The 15071-nt window shown below is 62.1% G+C and carries 28 protein-coding genes; all 28 read right to left on the reverse strand.

Annotation, left to right across the window (positions count from 1 at the left end; all coding sequences use genetic code 11):
- Positions 1–18: 18 nt before the first annotated feature.
- Complete coding sequence (gene rplQ / locus NKH05_RS30170; RefSeq protein ID WP_023675127.1) at positions 19–450, reverse strand: 50S ribosomal protein L17; 432 nt, start codon at positions 448–450, stop codon at positions 19–21.
- Between the two features lie 39 nt (positions 451–489).
- The gene (locus tag NKH05_RS30175; protein WP_023675128.1) at positions 490–1500 is read right to left on the reverse strand and encodes a DNA-directed RNA polymerase subunit alpha; all 1011 of its coding nucleotides are present in this window, start codon (positions 1498–1500) and stop codon (positions 490–492) included.
- A gap of 106 nt (positions 1501–1606) precedes the next feature.
- On the reverse strand, positions 1607–1996 hold the full coding sequence (gene rpsK / locus NKH05_RS30180; RefSeq protein WP_006205444.1) for a 30S ribosomal protein S11: 390 nt from the start codon (positions 1994–1996) through the stop codon (positions 1607–1609).
- 139 nt (positions 1997–2135) lie between these two features.
- A complete protein-coding gene (rpsM, locus tag NKH05_RS30185) occupies positions 2136–2504 on the reverse strand; it encodes a 30S ribosomal protein S13 (RefSeq protein WP_006205445.1) in 369 nt (122 codons plus the stop codon).
- Positions 2505–2702: 198 nt separating this feature from the next.
- On the reverse strand, positions 2703–3314 hold the full coding sequence (locus NKH05_RS30190) for an adenylate kinase (protein WP_023717524.1): 612 nt from the start codon (positions 3312–3314) through the stop codon (positions 2703–2705).
- Positions 3311–4651 (reverse strand): preprotein translocase subunit SecY, encoded by a 1341-nt coding sequence (secY, locus tag NKH05_RS30195; RefSeq protein WP_023717523.1) that lies wholly within the window; start codon positions 4649–4651, stop codon positions 3311–3313. The genes NKH05_RS30190 and secY overlap by 4 nt, the downstream gene beginning before the upstream one ends.
- A gap of 191 nt (positions 4652–4842) precedes the next feature.
- A complete protein-coding gene (gene rplO / locus NKH05_RS30200; protein WP_023717522.1) occupies positions 4843–5316 on the reverse strand; it encodes a 50S ribosomal protein L15 in 474 nt (157 codons plus the stop codon).
- A gap of 22 nt (positions 5317–5338) precedes the next feature.
- A complete protein-coding gene (rpmD, locus tag NKH05_RS30205) occupies positions 5339–5536 on the reverse strand; it encodes a 50S ribosomal protein L30 (protein ID WP_006205449.1) in 198 nt (65 codons plus the stop codon).
- A 24-nt stretch (positions 5537–5560) separates the two neighbouring features.
- Positions 5561–6124: a 30S ribosomal protein S5 gene (rpsE, locus tag NKH05_RS30210; protein WP_006333394.1), complete on the reverse strand. Its 564-nt coding sequence runs from the start codon at positions 6122–6124 to the stop codon at positions 5561–5563.
- A gap of 155 nt (positions 6125–6279) precedes the next feature.
- Positions 6280–6639 carry a 50S ribosomal protein L18 gene (gene rplR, locus NKH05_RS30215; protein WP_023675132.1) on the reverse strand — a complete coding sequence of 120 codons (360 nt, stop codon included), beginning with the start codon at positions 6637–6639 and terminating at the stop codon, positions 6280–6282.
- Between the two features lie 87 nt (positions 6640–6726).
- Positions 6727–7260, reverse strand: a complete 534-nt coding sequence (rplF, locus tag NKH05_RS30220) for a 50S ribosomal protein L6 (RefSeq protein ID WP_023675133.1) — start codon at positions 7258–7260, stop codon at positions 6727–6729.
- 87 nt (positions 7261–7347) lie between these two features.
- Positions 7348–7746 (reverse strand): 30S ribosomal protein S8, encoded by a 399-nt coding sequence (rpsH, locus tag NKH05_RS30225; protein ID WP_006205453.1) that lies wholly within the window; start codon positions 7744–7746, stop codon positions 7348–7350.
- A 12-nt stretch (positions 7747–7758) separates the two neighbouring features.
- Complete coding sequence (gene rpsN, locus NKH05_RS30230; RefSeq protein ID WP_023675134.1) at positions 7759–8064, reverse strand: 30S ribosomal protein S14; 306 nt, start codon at positions 8062–8064, stop codon at positions 7759–7761.
- Positions 8065–8091: 27 nt separating this feature from the next.
- Entirely contained in the window at positions 8092–8670 is a 579-nt protein-coding gene (rplE, locus tag NKH05_RS30235; protein ID WP_023717521.1) for a 50S ribosomal protein L5, read from the reverse strand.
- Positions 8663–8977: a 50S ribosomal protein L24 gene (gene rplX / locus NKH05_RS30240; protein WP_254817150.1), complete on the reverse strand. Its 315-nt coding sequence runs from the start codon at positions 8975–8977 to the stop codon at positions 8663–8665. Before rplX ends, rplE begins: the two co-directional genes overlap by 8 nt.
- A gap of 12 nt (positions 8978–8989) precedes the next feature.
- Positions 8990–9358 carry a 50S ribosomal protein L14 gene (gene rplN / locus NKH05_RS30245; protein ID WP_006205457.1) on the reverse strand — a complete coding sequence of 123 codons (369 nt, stop codon included), beginning with the start codon at positions 9356–9358 and terminating at the stop codon, positions 8990–8992.
- Between the two features lie 82 nt (positions 9359–9440).
- Positions 9441–9680, reverse strand: a complete 240-nt coding sequence (rpsQ, locus tag NKH05_RS30250) for a 30S ribosomal protein S17 (protein ID WP_023675136.1) — start codon at positions 9678–9680, stop codon at positions 9441–9443.
- An 11-nt stretch (positions 9681–9691) separates the two neighbouring features.
- Positions 9692–9892, reverse strand: coding sequence for a 50S ribosomal protein L29 (gene rpmC, locus NKH05_RS30255; protein ID WP_006205459.1), 201 nt, complete (start codon positions 9890–9892; stop codon positions 9692–9694).
- 13 nt (positions 9893–9905) lie between these two features.
- Positions 9906–10319, reverse strand: a complete 414-nt coding sequence (gene rplP / locus NKH05_RS30260) for a 50S ribosomal protein L16 (RefSeq protein ID WP_006205460.1) — start codon at positions 10317–10319, stop codon at positions 9906–9908.
- 27 nt (positions 10320–10346) lie between these two features.
- Positions 10347–11072 (reverse strand): 30S ribosomal protein S3, encoded by a 726-nt coding sequence (rpsC, locus tag NKH05_RS30265; RefSeq protein ID WP_023675137.1) that lies wholly within the window; start codon positions 11070–11072, stop codon positions 10347–10349.
- Positions 11072–11461 carry a 50S ribosomal protein L22 gene (gene rplV / locus NKH05_RS30270; RefSeq protein WP_006205462.1) on the reverse strand — a complete coding sequence of 130 codons (390 nt, stop codon included), beginning with the start codon at positions 11459–11461 and terminating at the stop codon, positions 11072–11074. The genes rpsC and rplV overlap by 1 nt, the downstream gene beginning before the upstream one ends.
- A 2-nt stretch (positions 11462–11463) precedes the next feature.
- Entirely contained in the window at positions 11464–11742 is a 279-nt protein-coding gene (rpsS, locus tag NKH05_RS30275; RefSeq protein WP_006205463.1) for a 30S ribosomal protein S19, read from the reverse strand.
- A gap of 16 nt (positions 11743–11758) precedes the next feature.
- Positions 11759–12592: a 50S ribosomal protein L2 gene (rplB, locus tag NKH05_RS30280; RefSeq protein ID WP_023675138.1), complete on the reverse strand. Its 834-nt coding sequence runs from the start codon at positions 12590–12592 to the stop codon at positions 11759–11761.
- A 22-nt stretch (positions 12593–12614) separates the two neighbouring features.
- Positions 12615–12908 (reverse strand): 50S ribosomal protein L23, encoded by a 294-nt coding sequence (locus NKH05_RS30285; protein ID WP_006205465.1) that lies wholly within the window; start codon positions 12906–12908, stop codon positions 12615–12617.
- Positions 12905–13525: a 50S ribosomal protein L4 gene (gene rplD, locus NKH05_RS30290; protein WP_023675140.1), complete on the reverse strand. Its 621-nt coding sequence runs from the start codon at positions 13523–13525 to the stop codon at positions 12905–12907. Before rplD ends, NKH05_RS30285 begins: the two co-directional genes overlap by 4 nt.
- A complete protein-coding gene (gene rplC, locus NKH05_RS30295; RefSeq protein ID WP_023717519.1) occupies positions 13525–14253 on the reverse strand; it encodes a 50S ribosomal protein L3 in 729 nt (242 codons plus the stop codon). The genes rplD and rplC overlap by 1 nt, the downstream gene beginning before the upstream one ends.
- Positions 14254–14349: 96 nt before the next feature.
- Positions 14350–14658, reverse strand: coding sequence for a 30S ribosomal protein S10 (gene rpsJ, locus NKH05_RS30300; RefSeq protein ID WP_006205468.1), 309 nt, complete (start codon positions 14656–14658; stop codon positions 14350–14352).
- 63 nt (positions 14659–14721) lie between these two features.
- The coding region (locus tag NKH05_RS30305; RefSeq protein WP_502907630.1) for an EF-Tu C-terminal domain-related protein at positions 14722–15071 on the reverse strand (350 nt) is incomplete at its 5' end.

Here is a 15071-nt window from a genome sequence, read left to right on the forward strand (position 1 = left end):
TCTCAGCAAAACCGAAGCTTATGCGGCTGCGGCTTCCTCTTCGGTGCCTTCGGCCTCGATGCGGGCGCGGTCGCCGGCGCCTTTGGCCGAGGTGTCGCGGTCGACGAATTCGATGACGGCCATTGCGGCATTGTCACCGTGACGGAAGCCGGCCTTCATGATGCGCAGATAGCCGCCATTGCGAGTGGCGTAACGTGGCGCGATTGTGTCGAACAGACGCTTGACGACGCCCTCATTGCCGATCTGGGCAATCACTTGGCGGCGGGCGTGCAGGTCGCCGCGCTTGCCGAGCGTCACCAGCTTCTCGACGATCGGACGCAGATCCTTCGCCTTCGGCAGCGTGGTGAGGATCTGCTCGTGCTCGATAAGCGACACGGCAAGGTTGGCAAACATCGACTTGCGATGGCTTATGCTGCGGGCGAACCGGCGGCCTTTAAATCCGTGGCGCATGGCTCTTCTCCTTCATTGCGGGTTCAAGAGGCCTGAGCCTCAGTATTGATCTTCGTAACGCTTGGCGAGGTCTTCGATGTTTTCCGGCGGCCAGTCCGGCACTTCCATGCCGAGATGCAGGCCCATCGCCGCCAGGACTTCCTTGATCTCGTTCAGCGACTTGCGGCCGAAGTTCGGGGTGCGCAGCATCTCGGCTTCGGTCTTCTGGATTAGATCGCCGATATAGACGATGTTGTCGTTCTTCAGGCAGTTGGCCGAACGCACCGAAAGCTCGAGTTCGTCGACCTTCTTGAGCAGCGCCGGGTTGAAGGCAAGCTCGGTAACCTGTTCGGCAGCGACTTCCTTCTGCGGCTCGTCGAAATTGACGAACAGGCCGAGCTGGTCCTGCAGGATGCGAGCGGCGAAGGCCACCGCGTCCTCGCCCGAGATCGAACCATCGGTCTCGATGGTCATGGTCAGCTTGTCATAATCGAGAACCTGCCCCTCACGGGTGTTCTCGACCTTGTAGGAGACCTTCTTGACCGGCGAATACAGGCTGTCGACCGGGATCAGCCCTATCGGCGCGTCTTCGGCGCGGTTGCGGTCGGCCGGCACATAGCCCTTGCCGGTGTCGACGGTGAATTCCATGCGGATCTCAGCGCCTTCGTCCAGCGTGCAGATGACGTGGTCGGGATTGAGGATCTCGACGTCGCCGACCGTCTGGATGTCGCCGGCGAGAACCGCGCCCGGTCCCTGCTTGCGCACGACCATGCGCTTGGGGCCATCGCCTTCCATGCGGATGGCGATTTCCTTGATGTTCAACACGATGTCGGTCACGTCCTCGCGCACGCCGGCGATGGACGAGAATTCATGCAGAACGCCGTCGATCTGCACGGCGGTCACAGCCGCGCCACGCAGCGAAGACAGAAGCACGCGGCGCAGCGCGTTGCCGAGGGTGAGGCCGAAGCCGCGCTCGAGCGGCTCGGCGACCAGCGTGGTCAGCGTCTTCTTCTTCGACGAGAACTCGATCTTGTTCGGCTTGATCAGTTCCTGCCAATTTTTCTGGATCATAGTGCTTTCCTTCCGTTGTCCCGCCACCATCCAATCGTGGCGGGCGACCTGGAATGCCGTGGAGGAGCGCCCTTGAGGCGCTCGCGCGGCGTTCGGTAAATTCTCTTTAGACGCGGCGCTTCTTGCGCGGGCGGCAGCCATTGTGCGGGATCGGCGTCACATCACGGATCGAGGTGATGGTGAAGCCTGCTGCCTGCAGCGCCCGCAGCGCCGATTCACGACCGGAGCCGGGTCCACAGACCTCGACCTCGAGCATGCGCATGCCGTGTTCCTGAGCCTTCTTGGCAACATCTTCGGCGGCCATCTGGGCAGCGAAAGGGGTCGACTTGCGCGATCCCTTGAAGCCCTGGGCTCCGGCCGACGACCAGGCAATGGAATTGCCCTGCGCGTCGGTGATGGTGATCATCGTGTTGTTGAAGGTCGAATTGACGTGGGCAACGCCCGACGAGATGTTCTTGCGTTCGCGACGGCGAACACGAGCGGCTTCCTTGGCCATGATAGTCCTTTCAGTTGATCTCTACACCGCCGTAATGCCAGCGGCTCCACCAGGGAGAAGGCAGTAGGGGAATATGGCAGTAGGGCAGTATGTCTGCCGTTCCTATTGCCTTACTGCCCTACTCTCTTACTGCCCTAAATTACTTCTTCTTTCCGGCAATCGACTTGGCTGGGCCTTTGCGGGTGCGCGCATTGGTGTGCGTGCGCTGGCCACGAACCGGCAGCGAGCGGCGGTGACGCAGGCCGCGGTAGCAGCCGAGGTCCATGAGCCGCTTGATGTTCATCGACACTTCGCGGCGCAGGTCGCCCTCGACCTGGTAGTCGCGGTCGATGGTCTCCCGGATCTGCAGCACTTCCGCGTCGGTCAGCTGGTTGACGCGGCGCTCGGCCGGGATGCCGACCTTGTCGACGATCTCCTGGGCGAACTTCTTGCCAATGCCGTGAATGTATTGAAGCGCAATGACGACGCGCTTGTTGGTAGGAATGTTGACGCCGGCTATACGAGCCATGTTCTTCTCTTCTCCATATAGGCCGGACGAGCCGGCGCTTCAAGTTGCCCCGCGTCCGGTGGAGGCCGGCCCTTGCGGGAGTTTCCAGTTCAAAGCGGCCTGCCTTGCCCTTGCGGACAAGCAAGCCTCATGCCTGATAGGAAGACGGGCCGCCATACCCCAGCGGACCGCTCCAGTCAAGCGCAATCGTTCGTTTCTCTAGCCGGCCGCCTGGCCAACCTGCCGGGTCGTCGCCCTGAGCACCGCCTCGATCTGCTGCGTCACCGCATCGATGTCGGCCATGCCATCGACGCCCCTGAGCTTGCCCTTGGCGTAGTAGTAGCCGATCAGCGGCGAGGTTTTCTTGTAATATTCCCTCAAGCGTTCTTCGAACACCGCTGGGCTGTCGTCCTTGCGCACCGGCAGGCCTGCGGCCTTGGCGTCCTCGGCGCGTTTGACGATTCGGCCAACCAGCGCCTTGTCGTCGACGACAAATTCGATGACCGCGTCTAGCTCCAGCCCGCGATCCGAAAGCATTTCCTCAACGGCGTCCGCTTGCACCAGGGTTCGCGGGTATCCGTCAAGGATGAAGCCGTTTGCGCAATCGGCTTGATCGATGCGCTCGGCCACGATGGCGTTGACGATAGCGTCGGACACCAGTTCACCAGCATCCATCACCGCCTTGGCTCGCCTGCCGACTTCGGTGCCGGCCTGAACAGCAGCACGCAGCATGTCCCCCGTGGAAAGCTGTGGGATGCCGTGTCTTTCTACCAGTCTCAGTGCTTGTGTCCCCTTGCCCGCCCCCGGCGGTCCAAGCAATATCAACCTCATCTGGCCTTCTTCCCCCCGCGCAGCTTCGACTTCTTGATCAGGCCCTCATACTGGTGCGCGATCAGGTGACCCTGAATCTGCGCCACCGTATCGAGCGTTACACTGACCACGATCAGGAGCGAAGTGCCACCAAGGTAGAACGGTACGCCAGTCGCTGAAATCAGGAACTCGGGCAGCAGACACACCAGCACCAGATAGATGGCGCCGACGACGGTGATGCGGGTGAGCACATAGTCGATATAGTCCGCAGTGCGCTCGCCCGGACGATAGCCCGGGATGAAGCCCGAATGCTTCTTGAGCTGGTCGGCGGTGTCCTTCGGATTGAAGACGATCGCCGTATAGAAGAAGGCGAAGAACACGATCATGGCAGCGTAGAAGGCCATATAGAGCGGCTGGCCGTGGCCGAGCGCCGCCAGGATGGTGCTCGCCCAGGCAGGCATATTGGTCGTCTGCGAGAAGCCGGCAACCGTTGCCGGAAGCAGCAGCAGCGACGAGGCGAAGATCGGCGGAATGACGCCGGACGTGTTGAGCTTCAGCGGCAGATGCGAGGTATCGCCCTGGAACATGCGATTGCCGACCTGGCGCTTGGGATACTGGATCAGCAGGCGGCGCTGGGCGCGCTCGAAGAAGACGATCAGCGCGATGACGACGATGGCGAGCACGATGATCGCCAGGATCAGGCCGGTCGACAGTGCGCCGGTGCGGCCAAGCTCCAGCGTGCCGGAGATGGCGCGCGGCAGGCCGGCGACGATGCCGGAGAAGATGATCAGCGAAATGCCGTTGCCGATGCCGCGGGCGGTGATCTGCTCGCCAAGCCACATCAGGAACATGGTACCGCCGACCAGCGTGACGACGGTGGAGATGCGGAAGAACATGCCGGGATCGTTGACGATGCCATTGCCGCCCTCAAGCCCGACCGAAATGCCATAGGCCTGGACCAGCGCCAGAAGCACGGTGCCGTAGCGCGTGTACTGGTTGATGATCTTGCGACCCTGCTCGCCCTCCTTCTTCAGCGCTTCCAGCGAAGGAATGACCGAGGTCATCAGCTGCATGATGATGGAGGCGGAGATATAGGGCATGATGCCGAGGGCAAAGATCGCCATGCGCTGCACGGCGCCACCGGCGAACATGTTGAACATGCCGAGTACGCCCTTGCTCTGCGACGAGAAGGCCTGGGCGAAAGCGTCGGGATTGATGCCGGGCAGCGGGATATAGGTGCCAAGGCGGTAAACGAGCAGCGCGCCGATGGTGAACCAGATGCGCTTCTTCAGATCCTCGGCTTTGGCGAAGGCCGAAAAATTCAGATTCGAGGCTAGTTGTTCAGCAGCCGAAGCCATGCCTGATTCTCCGCTTGGTCACGCTCGATGCCCGCAGCTCAGGCGGCGCGTGTCACCGAAGCTCACGAGATAAGCTCCGGACTGCAAACATGCAAGCGGCCGCGTTGATGCGGCCGCCACATCTGTCGGATCAAAGCACGACCGAAGGCAAAACCGAATTCCACCTTTGCCGACCGTGCTTCAAATTGCCGTTACTCGGCGGCTGCTTTCTCAGGCAACTTCACCGAACCGCCGGCCTTTTCGATCTTCTCGACCGCGGCCTTGGAGGCTCCGGCCACGTCGAAGGCAAGCTTGGCCTTGATGTCGCCGTCCGAAAGGATGCGCACGCCGTCCTTGACGCGACGGATGACGCCGGCCGCAACCAGCGCCTCGGCCGTCACAACTGTCTTAGCATCGAGCTTCTTGGCATCGAGCGCAGCCTGGATGCGGGCCAGCGACACAACGGTGAAGCTCTTGGCGAAGATATTGTTGAAGCCGCGCTTCGGCAGACGACGGTAGAGCGGCATCTGGCCACCCTCGAAGCCGTTGACGGCGACGCCGGAGCGCGCCTTCTGGCCCTTGACGCCGCGACCGGCGGTCTTGCCCGAACCGGAGCCGATGCCACGGCCAAGACGCTTCTTGGAATGCGTCGCGCCGTCCTTGTCACGCAGATCGTTGAGTTTCATCTGGGTTCTCCTGCGCTCTGGCTCAGCCCTCGTCCACGACGCGGACGAGATGCTGGACGGCAGCGATCATGCCGCGCACCGAGGGCGTATCCTCCAGCGTGCGCTGCTTGTGCATCTTGTTGAGGCCGAGGCCGACCAGCGTTGCGCGCTGCTCCTTCGGCCGGCGGATCGGCGAGCCGATCTGCTCGACGGTGATGGTCTTGGTTGCTTTCTTGGCCATGGTCAGATCCCTGGTCAGCTTCGACTATTCTTCAGCCGCAACGGCGGTGCCGCGGCGGGCCTGAAGGGTCGAATACTTAATGCCGCGCGCAGCAGCCACATCCTTCGGATGCATCTGGCTCTTCAACGCGTCGAATGTGGCGCGAACCATGTTGTAGGGGTTCGAAGAACCCATCGACTTGGCGACCACGTCATGCATGCCGAGCGTCTCGAAGACGGCGCGCATCGGGCCGCCGGCGATGATGCCGGTACCTTGCTTGGCAGCGCGCAGCAGAACACGTCCCGCGCCCCAGCGTCCCTCGACGTCATGGTGCAGCGTGCGGCCCGAGCGCAGCGGCACGAAGATCATGTCGCGCTTGGCCGATTCGGTCGCCTTACGGATCGCCTCCGGCACTTCGCGCGCCTTGCCGTGACCGAAGCCGACGCGGCCCTTCTGGTCGCCGACGACGACGAGCGCTGCAAAGCCGAAGCGCCGGCCGCCCTTGACGACCTTGGCGACACGGTTGATGTGGACGAGCTTGTCGACCATGCCGTCGTCGCGCTCTTCGCGATCACGGCCGCGGCCGCCATCCCTACGTTCCTGTGCCATATCCTGTTCCTTGTTTTTTTCCGGAAGCACGGTTGATGATGATATCCGGCGCCTCTGTGGGTCGCCGGGGGCGAAAGCTCTTTTTTCCTTCGCATGATCCTATCCGAAAAGTCTGCAACTTTTTGCTGCGCTGACCTCCGGTTCGGGATCATGCTTTAGAAGCTCAGACCACCTTCACGGGCAGCCTCGGCAAGCGCCTTGACGCGGCCGTGGTAGATGTAGGCACCGCGGTCGAAGACGACTTCCTTGACGCCGGCCTTCGAGGCACGCTCGGCGATCAGCTTGCCGATGGCAGCTGCGGCCGCGGTGTCGGCGCCGGTCTTGAGCGAACCCTTGAGCTCCTTCTCGAGCGTCGAAGCAGCGGCGATGGTGTGGCCCTTGGCGTCGTCGATGACCTGGACGTAGATGTTCTTCGACGTGCGATGGACCGACAGGCGCGGACGATCGCCGGCAACTTTCTTGATCTGGCGGCGGACGCGCTGAGCGCGGCGTTGGGTGGATTCTTTCGAGCCCATGATATCAGTTCCTTGCCTTCAAAAAACGGGGGCAACCATATGCGGTAGGCGAAGCGCCTCCCGCGACCGCTCCCCGCGGCGTTAAAATTACTTCTTCTTGCCTTCCTTGCGGACGATCTTCTCGCCAGCATAGCGGACACCCTTGCCCTTGTAGGGCTCGGGGCTGCGATACTCGCGGATCTCGGCGGCAACCTGGCCGACCTGCTGCTTGTCGATGCCGGTCACGGTGATTTCCGTCGGCTTCGGCACCGAAATCGTCACGCCCTGCGGCGTTTCGTAGACGACGTCATGGCTGAAGCCGAGCGCCAGCTGCAGGTTCTTGCCCTGCATGGCGGCACGATAGCCGACGCCGGTGATCTCGAGCTTCTTTTCGAAGCCGTCCTTGACGCCCTGCAGGATGTTGACGATCTGCGTGCGCGACATGCCCCATTTGGAGCGGGCGGTCTTGGTCTGGTCGCGCGGCTGGACAGCGATCTCGCTGCCTTCCATCTTGACCAGCACTTCGTCGTTCACCACGAACTTCAGCTCGCCCTTCGGACCCTTCGCCGTCACGGTCTGGCCGTTGACGGTCGCGGTCACGCCCTGCGGCAGCGAAACGGGCTTCTTTCCAATACGAGACATTTTGTTGTCCTCGTCACTTCTCTTGTTTCAGGTCTCGGCTTCGGGATTTGATCCCGAAACCGGTTTCCAATTGGGGTCACGTACAGATCAGAAGATCTGGCAGAGGATTTCCCCGCCGACATTCTGTTCGCGCGCTTCGTGGTCGGCCATCACGCCCTTCGGCGTCGAAAGGATGGCGATGCCGAGGCCGTTGGCGACGTGCGGTATCGACTTGGCCGAAACGTAGACGCGGCGGCCGGGCTTCGAGACACGGGCGATTTCGCGCACCACCGGCGCACCGTCGAAATACTTCAGCTCGATCTCGATTTCGGACTTGCCGTTGTCGAAGTCGGTCTGGCTGTAGTCGCGGATATAGCCTTCGGCCTTCAGCACGTCGAGGACGCGGGTACGCAGGCGCGAGGCCGGCGTCGAAACGCTCGACTTCTTACGGCCATACGCGTTGCGGATGCGGGTCAGCATATCGCCGAGAGGATCGCTCAATGACATGTTATGTCCTCCTTACCAGCTCGACTTGACCAGGCCCGGGATCTGGCCGTTATTGCCGAGATCACGAAGCGCGATACGCGATACTTTGAGCTTGCGATAATAGGCACGCGGACGTCCGGTGACTTCGCAGCGGTTGCGGATGCGGGTCTTGGCCGAGTTGCGCGGCAGCGCCGAAAGCTTCAGCTGAGCGCGGAAGCGCTCTTCCATCGGCTTGGACTGATCCATGATGATCGCCTTGAGCACCTTGCGCTTGGCAGCGAACTGGTCCGCAAGCTTGCGGCGCCTGTTGTTCTTCTCGACTGAGCTGGTCTTTGCCATTTCAGATTTTTCCTTTTCTCGCTGCCGTTACTGGCGGAAGGGGAAGTTGAAGGCCTTGAGCAATGCCCTGGCTTCGTCGTCCGTCTTCGCAGTCGTACAAACGATGACGTCCATGCCCCAGATCTGATCAACCTTGTCGTAGTTGATCTCCGGAAACACGATGTGTTCCTTGATGCCCATGGCATAGTTGCCACGGCCATCGAAGCTCTTCGGGTTGAGCCCGCGGAAGTCGCGGACGCGCGGCAGTGCGATGTTCACGAGACGATCGAGGAACTCGTACATGCGTTCCTTGCGCAGCGTGACCTTGGCGCCGATCGGCATCTTCTCGCGGACCTTGAAGCCGGCGATCGAGTTGCGGGCGCGGGTGACGACAGCCTTCTGGCCGGCGATCATCGCAAGGTCTTCCGCCGCGATCGAAGGCTTCTTCGAATCGCCGGTCGCCTCGCCGACGCCCATGTTCAGCACGATCTTGTCGATGCGCGGAACCTGCATCTCGTTGTCGTAGCCGAACTGCTCCTGCAGCGCCTTGCGGATGGTCTCGTTATAGACCTGCTTGAGGCGGGGCGTGTTCTGGGCAGTTGCCTGCTTGGTTTGAGCCTTAGCCATTGATGACTTCTCCCGAGCGCTTGGCGACGCGCACCTTCTTGCCGTCCTTCTGGAAGATGAAGCCGACGCGGGTCGGCTTACCATCCTTGGGGTCGGCCAGCGCGATGTTCGACAGCTGGATCGGCGCTTCCTTGGTGATGATCCCGCCCTCTTGGGACTGGGACTGCTTCTGGTGACGACGGATCAGGTTGACGCCGCGCACCAGCGCGGTGTCGTCCTTCGGCTGCACCGAGAGGACTTCGCCCGAACGGCCCTTGTCCTTGCCGGCCAGCACGACGACCTTGTCGCCTTTTCTAATCTTTTGCATTGGTCCGGCTCCTTACAGCACTTCAGGCGCGAGCGAGATGATCTTCATGTGGTTCTTGGCGCGGAGTTCGCGCGGAACCGGTCCGAAGATACGCGTGCCGATCGGCTCTTTCTTGTTGTCGACGAGAACGGCTGCGTTCTTGTCGAAACGGATCACGCTGCCGTCCGGGCGGCGGATGTCCTTGGCCGTGCGAACCACGACCGCCTTCATCACATCGCCCTTCTTGACGCGGCCGCGCGGGATCGCTTCCTTGATCGACACCACGATGATGTCGCCCACGGAAGCGTATTTCCGCTTCGAGCCGCCCAGCACCTTGATGCACATGACACGACGGGCGCCGGAATTATCCGCGACGTCGAGGTTTGTTTGCATCTGAATCATGACTGGCCGCCTTCTTCTTTTCTAACGGGACGGGTTTCTCACCCCTCCCCGGTCTGTCCAAAATTCGTTTCGTTAGCCCTGATCAGGCCTGGTCCGAAGACACCACGACCCAGCGCTTGTCCTTGGAAATCGGCTTCGATTCCTGGATGAACACCTGATCGCCGACCTTGTGGGCGTTGTTCTCGTCGTGCGCCTTGTACTTCTTGGTCATGCGCACGGTCTTCTTCATCACGGGATGCGTGAAGCGCCGTTCGACCTTGACGACAACCGTCTTCTCGTTCTTGTCGCTGACGACGGTGCCCTGCAGAATGCGCTTTGGCATGGTTTTCGTCCTTAAGCCTTCTTGGCCGCGGACTTTTCCGCAGCGATGGTCTTGATACGCGCAATGTCCTTGCGGACCTGCCTCACGCGCGCGGTCTTCTCAAGCTGGCCGGTGGCCTTCTGGAAGCGCAGGTTGAACTGCTCCTTCTTCAGGCTGGCCAGGTCGTCGGTCAGCTGGTCCTGGGTCTTGGTCCGGATGTCTTCGGCTTTCATGATCAGCCCGTCCTTATTCTGCGATGCGCTGTACGAAGCGCGTCCTGACCGAGAGCTTGGCCGCGCCGAGACGCAGCGCCTCACGGGCGGTTTCCTCGTTGACGCCGTCGATCTCGAACATGATGCGGCCTGGCTTGACGCGTGCCGCCCAGTAGTCGACCGCGCCCTTGCCCTTGCCCATGCGGACTTCTGTCGGCTTCGACGTCACCGGCACGTCCGGGAAGATACGGATCCACACGCGGCCGGCACGCTTCATCTCGCGGGTGATCGCGCGGCGGGCCGCCTCGATCTCACGCGCGGTGACGCGGTTCGGCTCAAGCGCCTTCAGCCCGAAACCACCGAAATCCAGGTTGGTGCCGCCCTTGGCGGTACCGTGGATGCGGCCCTTGAACTGCTTACGGAACTTTGTGCGCTTTGGCTGCAGCATCGTTCTAACTCCAAATTCCTAACTGTCTTACGCGTTTTCGCGACGGCGACCGCGTTCGCGCTCACCACCACCGCCATGCGCATGATCGCCCTCGGTGGCGCGGCGCTCCGAAGCCATCGGGTCGTGCTCGAGGATCTCGCCCTTGAACACCCAGACCTTGACGCCGCAAATGCCGTAGGCCGTATTCGCTTCGGCCGTGCCGTAGTCGACGTCGGCACGCAGCGTATGCAGTGGCACGCGGCCTTCACGATACCATTCCATGCGCGCGATCTCGGCGCCGCCGAGACGGCCGGCGCAGTTGATGCGGATGCCTTCGGCACCGAGGCGCATCGCCGACTGCACGGCGCGCTTCATGGCGCGGCGGAACGCGATGCGGCGCTCGAGCTGCTGGGCGATCGACTGGGCGACCAGGGTCGCGTCGATCTCCGGCTTGCGCACTTCGACGATGTTCAGATGCGTCTCGGACTTGGTCATCTCCATCAGCTTCTTGCGAAGCTTCTCGATGTCGGCGCCCTTCTTGCCGATGATCAGGCCCGGACGCGCCGCATGGATGGTGACGCGGCACTTCTTGTGCGGACGCTCGATCACGACCTTCGAGATCGCAGCCTGCTTGAGTTCCTTCTCAAGATATTTGCGGATCTTGATGTCCTCGTGCAGCAGCTTACCGTACTCGCCTGTATTCGCGAACCAGCGCGAATCCCAGGTGCGGTTGATGCCGAGACGCAGACCGATCGGATTGACTTTCTGGCCCATTATGCGGCCTCCCCTTTTTCTTCGACTTCACGAACGACGATCGTGAGGTGCGAGAACGGCTTCTCGATACGGCTGGCGCGACCACGGCCACGGGCATGGAACCGCTTCATGACGATCGACTTGCCGACATAGGCTTCCGCCACGATCAGCGCATCGACGTCGAGGTCGTGGTTGTTTTCCGCGTTGGCGATCGCCGATTCCAGCGTCTTCTTGACCGTGCCGGAAATCCGCTTGGCCGAGAATTCGAGGTCGGAAAGCGCTGTCGCGACCTTCTTGCCGCGGATCAGCGCGGCAACCAGGTTCAGCTTCTGCGGGCTGATACGGATCGTGCGCAACACGGCGCGCGCTTCGTTGTCAGCAAGCCTGCGCGGAGCTTTGGCCTTGCCCATGATTATTTCCTCTTCGCCTTCTTATCCGCGCCGTGACCGTAATAGGTCCGGGTCGGAGCGAATTCACCGAACTTGTGACCGACCATATCCTCGTTCACTGAGACGGGAACGTGCTTTTGGCCGTTGTAGACACCGAAGGTGAAGCCGACGAACTGCGGCAGGATGGTGGAGCGGCGGCTCCACATCTTGATCACCTCATTGCGACCACCTTCACGAACCTTGTCCACCTTCTTCAGAAGGTAGCCGTCGATGAAGGGGCCTTTCCAAATCGAACGAGTCACTTGGCGTTACCTCTTCTTAGCTCTTGCGCTGATGGCGCGAGCGCAGGATGAACTTGTCGGTCGCCTTGTTGGACCGCGTCTTCTTGCCCTTGGTCGGCTTGCCCCAGGGCGAAACCGGATGGCGGCCACCCGAGGTGCGGCCTTCGCCGCCGCCATGTGGATGGTCGACCGGGTTCATGGTCACGCCGCGATTGTGCGGACGCTTGCCGCGCCACACGGTGCGGCCTGCCTTGCCGTCATTGATGTTGCCATGGTCCGGGTTGGACACGGCACCGACAGTGGCCATGCAGGAGCCGTGGACGACACGCTGCTCGCCCGAGTTGAGGCGCAGGATCGCCATGCCCTGGTCGCGGCCGACGAGCTGGCCATAACCGCCGGCCGAACGGGCGACCTGAGCGCCCTTGCCGGGCTTCAGCTCGATATTGTGGACGATCGTGCCGACCGGCATCGAGGCCAGCGGCATCGCGTTGCCCGGCTTCACGTCGACCGATTCACCGGCCACGATCTTGTCGCCGGGAGCCAGACGCTGCGGGGCGATGATGTAGGACAGCTCGCCATCGTCATACTTGATCAGCGCGATGAAGGCGGTGCGGTTCGGATCGTATTCGATACGCTCGACCGTGCCGACGACGTCGAACTTGCGGCGCTTGAAGTCGATGATGCGATAGGTACGCTTGTGACCGCCGCCGATGAAGCGGGCCGTGATGCGGCCGTAATTGTTGCGGCCGCCCGACTTGGTCAGGCCTTCGGTGAGACCCTTGACGGGCTTGCCCTTGTAGAGGCCCGAGCGGTCGACGATGACCAGCTGACGGGTGCTCGGCGTTACCGGGTTGAATTTTTTAAGTGCCATTGTTCTGTCCTCGCGACCTTGCTCAGAGACCCGTCGCGACGTCGATCGACTGGCCGTCGGCCAGCGTCACAACCGCCTTCTTGACGTCGCTCTGGCGGCCGATCGTGCCGCGGAAGCGCTTGATCTTGCCCTTGCGGACAAGCGTGTTCACGGCCATCACCTTGACGCCGAACAGCGCTTCGACGGCGGCCTTGATTTCCGGCTTCGACGCCTTCTTGGCGACGTTGAAGACGACCTGGTTCTGCTCGGAAGCCATGGTCGACTTTTCGGTGATCGCCGGCGAGACGATCACATCGTAATGACGAAGGTCGGTCATTTGAAGCGCTCCTCGAGAGCCTCGACGGCGGCCTTGGAAAGGACCAGCGTGCCGCGGCGCAGAATGTCGTAGACGTTGATGCCCTGGATGGGCAGCACGTCGATGTTCGGGATGTTGGTCGCCGCCAGCTTGAAGTTCTTGTCAAGCTCGGCGCCGCCGATCACCAGGGCGTTGCTCAGGCCCAGCGTCGCGAAATTCGCGATCAGCGCCTTGGTCTTGGCCTCGGTCAGCTTCAGCTCGTCGATGATGATGATCGACGCGCTCTTGGCCTTGGCCGAAAGCGCATGCTTGAGGCCGAGCGCGCGCACCTTCTTCGGCAGATCGTGCTCGTGGCTGCGCACGACCGGGCCGTGGGCCTTGCCACCGCCGCGGAACTGCGGAGCGCGAGCCGAATGGTGACGGGCGCGGCCCGTACCCTTCTGCTTGTACATCTTGGCGCCGGTGCGGGCGATTTCCGCGCGACCCTTGGCCTTGTGCGTGCCCTGCTGCTTCTTGGCAAGCTGCCAGCGCACGACGCGCTGCAGGATGTCCTCGCGCGGGTCAAGGCCAAAAATCTCTTCGGAGAGCTTCAGCTTGCCGGCGTCCTTGCCGCCAAGCGTTGTAATCTTGAGGTCCATTATTCCGCTCCCTCTGTGGCCGGGGCCTCGTTCTTGGCGGCACCATCGGTTGCAACGGCGCGGATCGCGGCGGGCTTCGGCGCGTTGGCCGGAAGCGCCACCTTGGCCGCGTCGCGGACCAGGATCCATGCACCCTTCGAACCCGGGACCGCACCGCGGATCAGGATCAGGCCGCGATCGGCGTCGGTCGAGACGACCTCGACATTCTGCGTGGTGACGCGTGTGTCGCCCATGTGGCCGGCCATATGCTTGCCCTTGAACACCTTGCCCGGATCCTGGCGCTGGCCGGTCGAGCCGTGTGTACGGTGCGACACCGAGTTGCCGTGCGTCGCGCGGCCGCCACCCATGTGGTGCCGCTTGATGACGCCCTGGAAACCCTTGCCGATCGTGGTTCCCGTCACATCGACCTTCTGGCCGACGACGAAATGCTCGACGGTGATCTCGGCGCCGACATCGATCATGTTGTCGGCGGAGACGCGGAACTCGGCAACCTTGGCCTTGGGCTCGACGGAAGCAGTCGCGAAATGGCCGCGCATCGCCTTCGACGTGTTCTTCACCTTGGCAAGGCCAACGCCGAGCTGGACGGCGGTATAGCCGTTCTTCTCCTGCGTGCGCTGCGCCACGACCTGGCAGTTCTCCATCTGGAGAACAGTGACGGGAACATGTTCCCCGGCATCGTTGTAGATGCGGGTCATTCCCACCTTCTTTGCAATCACACCTGAACGCATCGGTTCAATTCCTTTAGAGTTCCCTGTCGGGGCTGTCGCCCCTCCACGCCTCTTGTTCCTTCAGAGTTCCGGGTCGCCCCGCTGACCTCTGGTTCCTTAGAGCTTGATCTCGACGTCGACACCGGCGGCCAGGTCGAGCTTCATCAAAGCATCGACCGTCTGCGGGGTCGGGTCGACGATGTCGAGCAGACGCTTGTGCGTGCGCATCTCGAACTGCTCGCGGCTCTTCTTGTCGACGTGAGGCGACCGGTTGACCGTGAACTTTTCGATCCGCGTCGGCAGCGGAATGGGGCCGCGGACGTTGGCGCCGGTGCGCTTGGCGGTCGACACGATTTCCCGTGTCGAGGCGTCGAGCACCCGGTGATCAAACGCCTTCAGGCGGATGCGGATATTCTGTCCGTTCATGCGTCACTTCCTTGTTCTGGCGCGGCGCGGGCAGCGCCCGCGACAGATCGGTTTAAGTCCAAATTACTCTTTGATGGTGACGACGATGCCGGCACCGACGGTGCGGCCGCCTTCACGGATGGCGAAGCGCAGCTTCTCTTCCATGGCGATCGGCACGATCAGCTCGACATCGACGGTGATGTTGTCGCCCGGCATCACCATCTCGGTGCCTTCCGGCAGCGACACGATGCCGGTCACGTCCGTCGTGCGGAAATAGAACTGCGGACGGTAGTTGGTGAAGAACGGCGTGTGACGGCCGCCCTCGTCCTTGGTCAGGATGTAGGCTTCGGCGACGAACTTCTTGTGCGGCTTGACGGTGCCGGGCTTGGCCAGAACCTGGCCGCGCTCGACGCCTTCACGGTCGACACCGCGCA

It is taken from the genome of Mesorhizobium sp. M1399 (assembly GCF_040317735.1).
Lineage (GTDB): Bacteria > Pseudomonadota > Alphaproteobacteria > Rhizobiales > Rhizobiaceae > Mesorhizobium.